We start from the raw sequence: 1,247 nt of genomic DNA, 5'->3' as shown, positions 1-1,247 counted from the left end.
AGGGTCACGGGAATGAACCCCGAGGCGCTCTCCTGATGATCCCCCGATGGGGTGCGCAGCTTGCGCACCCAGTAGCCGAAGGTGGCATAGCGGAGGCCGTGTGCTTCGCAGTAGGCCTTCTGGGTCAGGTCCGATGCCTGCCAGGTGGTGACGTGGTCCTGCCAGAAAGTGGTGCGGTCAGTGGTGTCGGTCGGTGCCATGGGATTCTCCTGTGTTGTGGTGAGGCAGGAGAAAGTCTGTGGCAGGTGGTGATCAAGGAACAGGTGTCGATTCGTGGGCGCTTACGGTATTTTTCTGCGCGTTTTATCAGCTTGTCGATGTCACGCTCGCTCATGTCCCAGGGTGTACCGGGATGCAGACAGCCTGCCGTGCATTTCTCCGCAGCGCGTACGATGTCCTTGTATTTCCCGCCCTGGGGATTGATCACCTCCGCCTGTTTGTCGGCGTTGTAGCCGAAAATGCCCGGTGCGATCTCGGTGCATTCGTCGCAGGCAGTACACTCCGGTGTTTCGATCCATGCCGGTTCATAGTCAGGGGACGCAGTGGCTGCCGGTGCAGCTGGTGATATTGCGCTGTTTCCGCTGGCAGATACTGCACCACTCAACGCATCGATACTGCCTGATGCAGTGAGAGAAAGCAGGGTGGAGCTCAGCCTGTTGGCCATTTCGACTTTGGTCTGCTCGATGAGCGCATCCACATCTACAGGGTTGAGCTCACCGGCAATGCCTTTGAGCTGATGCCAGAACTGCAGGCGTTCCTCACCGGATTTGACGATTTCCCGGGAGCAGAAGATACGGATCAGCCGGTTCTTGCCGTCCACACCCAGATGTAGGGATAGTTGCCTTCCCGTTCATCTTCATCCAGTTTCAGGAACTCGTGGAAGGGAATCATCTGTCTCCCCAGGTTTCCCGTGGCGCGGTGCGGAAATGTTTGCGGAACCGTCCTTCGCTGGCTGCAAAATCCGCGAAGGTGACGGGTAGGTTCATGGTGCTGGCCTGACCGTTTTCATCCACATAGTTAAGGATATAGGATGGCCAGTCTTCCCCCGGTGCGGGATTGCCTTCCAGGTCCAGGCATTCTTCCAAGGTTTCACCGGCATCGGGATCGAATTTCATCAGCGGAAAGGCCCGGGATTCAACCGCAAGTTTCGATTGTCTTGCCGTAGCGTCATCGGCGACGCCGTGTTCGGGCTGACAGGTGGAATAGATGTTGAACAGGGCAGGCCGGCGGCTGTTCAGACCATCGAT

The 1,247-nt window shown here is 57.6% G+C and carries 3 protein-coding genes; all 3 read right to left on the bottom strand.

What is annotated here, in order from left to right; genetic code table 11:
* On the bottom strand, positions 1–200 hold a 200-nt coding region (gene tnpA / locus ACOCD2_RS20565), incomplete at its 3' end, for an IS66 family insertion sequence element accessory protein TnpA (RefSeq protein WP_419611247.1).
* Positions 125–820, bottom strand: a complete 696-nt coding sequence (locus ACOCD2_RS20560) for a ferredoxin (protein ID WP_293650306.1) — start codon at positions 818–820, stop codon at positions 125–127. The genes tnpA and ACOCD2_RS20560, both read right to left, overlap by 76 nt.
* Before the next feature lie 67 nt (positions 821–887).
* The coding region (locus ACOCD2_RS20555) for a hypothetical protein (RefSeq protein ID WP_293650305.1) at positions 888–1,247 on the bottom strand (360 nt) is incomplete at its 5' end.

It is taken from the genome of Thiolapillus sp., assembly GCF_048562965.1.
Taxonomy (GTDB): domain Bacteria; phylum Pseudomonadota; class Gammaproteobacteria; order Chromatiales; family Chromatiaceae; genus Thiolapillus; species Thiolapillus brandeum_A.
This window is presented reverse-complemented; position numbering and strand designations above follow the sequence as displayed.